The following is a 3,222-nucleotide window of genomic DNA, read 5'->3' as shown; positions in this document are numbered from 1 at the left end:
TTCGCCCTGGTGATGACCACCAGCAGCGCGACATGGACATGGCGGCTGCGCGGCACGGCGATCGGCCTCGGAGCGGTCATGAAGCTTTGGCCCGCCGCGCTGGCGATCGGTCTGCCCAAGCGCGTGGACGGCCGCAGGGCGCTGCTCTGGTCGGGGATCGCCGCGCTGCTGCCCACGCTCGCGCTCGCGGCCGCATTTCCCGGAGCGTTCGGCTTCCTGGCTGGTCAGCAAAACCGCGGCCTGGAGGTCGAGTCGGTGCTGGCGACGCCGTTCCTGATCGCCAGGCATCTCGGCTACCCGGGTGTGATCCGACACCAGTACGGCGCGTTCGAGATCACCGGTCCCGGCATCGGCGCGGTCCTGCTCTGCTGCGAGGTACTGACCGTAGCCGGGTTCGCCTGGTTGCTGTGGTGGCGCAGGCGCGCGGATCTGGTCCCGGGGCGCTGGTCGACGGCGCTGTACTACGACGCCGCACTCACTGCGGTACTGATCGCGATCGTGACGAGCCGCGTGCTCAGCCCGCAGTATCTGGTGTGGGTGGTGGCGCTCATCGCGCTGTGCCTGACGCTGCCGGACAGTGCGTTAACCGGACCGTGTTGGCTTCTGCTCGGTGCGATCTCACTTACCCAGATCGAGTTCCCGCTGCTGTTCTCCCGGCTCGTGCACGGCGGACGCTGGGCGCCGTGGTTCGTGACCGGCCGCAATCTGATGCTCGTAGCCGCGGCACTGTGGGCTGCACGACTGCTACGCCGCGCGGTCGCTCCAGAGGGCGTATCGTCCGCGCCATGACCGCTGAGGTGACCGTCACGACCGTAGAACCGACCCCGACTGCGGTGGTCGCCGCGACCACGACGTGGGCACAGTTCCCGAAGGCGTGGCGGCCGATGCTGGACGAGGTATGGGCCTTTCTGCGCGGCAGCGCTCCGGCAGGGCTCTACAAGCGGGGCCACAACATCATGCTCTACAAGGACGATGTCCCCAATGTCGAAATCGGTGTCCAGGTCAACGGCCCGTTCAAGCCCGTCGGGAACGTCGTCGCGTCGACACTCCCGGGCGGGCTGGTAGCCACCGCGACGCACACCGGCCCGATTGCGGCGATCGGCGAGACCCATGCCGCGGTGACCGCGTGGAGCAAGGCGAACGGGTACGCGGTGACCGGCGCACGCTGGGAGATCTATAGCGATCCCGATCCGTCGACCGGCCAGATCAGCGTGAGCGTGTTCTGGTCGCTGGTGCCGGCGTGATCGAGGGCCGCGAGGCCCCACACCGCGGCGCAGCTACTGCGTCGGCCTGACCACCTTGTCGATCGGCATCGAGGCGAGCGGGGTGAACTGCACCACCGAGCCCGGCCGCGGGGCGTGGATCACCATGCCCTCGCCGACGTAGATGCCTACGTGCGTGCGCCCGGAGAAGTAGATCACCAGGTCGCCCGGCCGGATGTCGGAGACCGGGACGCCCGGGCCGATTTCCGCCTGCTCCTGCGAGGTGCGCGGCAGTTGCACGCCCGCGGCCGCCCACACGTGCTGGGTGAGGCCTGAGCAGTCGAACTCGCCGGGGCCGGTCGCGCCCCACACGTACGGCTTGCCGAGTTCCGCGTACGCGGTTGAGACGGCCGTGATCGCCCGGCTGACGTCGGGGGCGGGGATCGCGCCGGGGCTCGAGGCCGCGACGGACTGCGCGGACGCCGCGATGGCCGAGACCAGCGACTTGAGTGAGGGAGCGGCCGCCTTGACCATCGAGCCGAGTCCGTCTCCGGGCCCGCCGGCGCCTGGTCCGCCGTAGCCGAGCCCGCCGCCGTCCGCGAGCGCCTCGGCCACCTGGCTGCGGTCGGCCGAGTCGAGCGCGGCGAGGCGGTCGCGCGCGGCGGAGAGCTTGGCCTCGATATCGGCGCGGTGCACGGCCAACTGCGACTGTGCCGCGCGCAGGTCGGCGAGATCGGAGGCGGATTCGTGGTCGAGCTGGTCCAGCGCCTGCTGGGCGCGTAGCGCGGTAAGGACGCGTTCGCGCTCGATGTCAGCCATGCGGTCGGTCATTCCGGCGCGCGCGAGATAGCTGTCCGGATGTGCGGAGAAGACCAGGGCGATCGACGGGTTCACGCCCGCGGTGCGGTACTGCGCGGCCGCGAGGCGTCCGAGGCTGCCACTAGCTGCGGCGAGTTGTGCACGCAGCTGTGCGCTTTGTGTTCCCGAGTTCGCGACGGCGGCCTGGAGCCGGGCGATGCGTTCCTCGGTCGCGTCGTAAGCCTGCGTGTCCGCCTCGGCCTGCTGATAGAGCTGCGCGATCTCCTGCTTGGCGGCTTCGAGGCCCGCGTTGACGGGGGCGCCATTCGCCGCGCCTTGGCCGCCGAGGGCCGGATCGTTGGCGCCGGAGCCGGGGGCCGGCTCCGCGTGGCCTACCGCGGGCACCAGGCCGGCCGCGGCGACGGTGGCCGCCACCAGTCCGGTGGCGCGCATCAGGCCCGGGCGGCAGCGTACGCGTCTGTGGGACGCCACGATCGGCGTCACTCCTCTCGCTCGGCTGCGGCCCGTCCGCCCAAGAGAGCTGTCGCTCTGGCCGCCCCCGATTCGGCGGGCCGAATGCGCAACGTAGCGAGCCGGTGACGCTAAGGGCAACGGTCTGTCACTCGATCAGATCAGTACGCCATGGTCGGGACACCGCCCAGGAAGTGGCGGTTAAGAGCGTGGGTACCTGAGAGCGCGATAACTGGCGATAACTGCGGCAGCCAGCGGTAACTCACGCCGTGTCAGCCGCGAGCGAGAGCGCGCACCAGCATCGCCGAAGGCACCGGACGGGCGCCCGAGCGGCGTACCCCGTCGGCCACTTCGCGGTCCGACGAGACGACGATCAGCGGGCGCCCCTGCGGCTCGGCGGCCACGAGCCGGCGGATGAGCTCGTCAGCGATCTCGCCGGGATGCGAGAACAGCACGCGCACGCCCTTGTGCTGCGGTACGGGCACTGGCCCACCCAGCTCGGCCCCGTCGAACACGCACGTGATCTCGGCTCCGGTGCGCGCCGCGATCGATCCGAGGCCGCGCAGCAGCCGGACCCGCTGCTCGTGCAGCGAGAGGGTCGGGTAAGCCGTCTTGGTGACGTTGTAACCGTCGATGATCATATGAGCGCGCGGTAGGGCGAGCAGCTGGTCTAGAACCGCAGGGTCGTCGTGCGAGCGGGCCTTGCCCTGGATGTCGCCGGTTCCGGGAGCAACCGGACGCAGCGCGTCGA

The 3,222-nt window shown here is 70.5% G+C and carries 3 protein-coding genes and 1 pseudogene; 2 read left to right on the top strand and 2 right to left on the bottom strand.

All coding sequences use genetic code 11. The features are described from left to right. Together VFA06_RS21895 and VFA06_RS21890 are read left to right on the top strand one after the other, a co-directional pair. A pseudogene (locus VFA06_RS21895) lies at window positions 1-789 on the top strand (hypothetical protein); the annotation flags it as partial. Continuing rightward, a complete protein-coding gene (locus VFA06_RS21890) occupies window positions 786-1,244 on the top strand; it encodes a GyrI-like domain-containing protein (protein ID WP_324842543.1) in 459 nt (152 codons plus the stop codon). The pseudogene VFA06_RS21895 and the gene VFA06_RS21890, both read left to right, overlap by 4 nt. 33 nt (window positions 1,245-1,277) lie before the next feature. Here the strand turns inward: VFA06_RS21890 and VFA06_RS21885 are convergent, their stop codons facing one another. Both VFA06_RS21885 and VFA06_RS21880 read right to left on the bottom strand, forming a co-directional pair. After that, window positions 1,278-2,453 (bottom strand): C40 family peptidase, encoded by a 1,176-nt coding sequence (locus tag VFA06_RS21885; RefSeq protein WP_324842542.1) that lies wholly within the window; start codon window positions 2,451-2,453, stop codon window positions 1,278-1,280. 290 nt (window positions 2,454-2,743) lie between these two features. Continuing rightward, window positions 2,744-3,222: NYN domain-containing protein (locus VFA06_RS21880; protein ID WP_324842541.1), on the bottom strand; the 479-nt coding region annotated here is incomplete at its 5' end.

It is taken from the genome of Actinocrinis sp. (assembly GCF_035653575.1).
Classification (GTDB): Bacteria; Actinomycetota; Actinomycetes; order Streptomycetales; family Catenulisporaceae; genus Actinocrinis.
The sequence above is the reverse complement of the archived record's forward strand: the minus strand, read 5'-3'. Positions and strand labels throughout refer to the sequence as shown.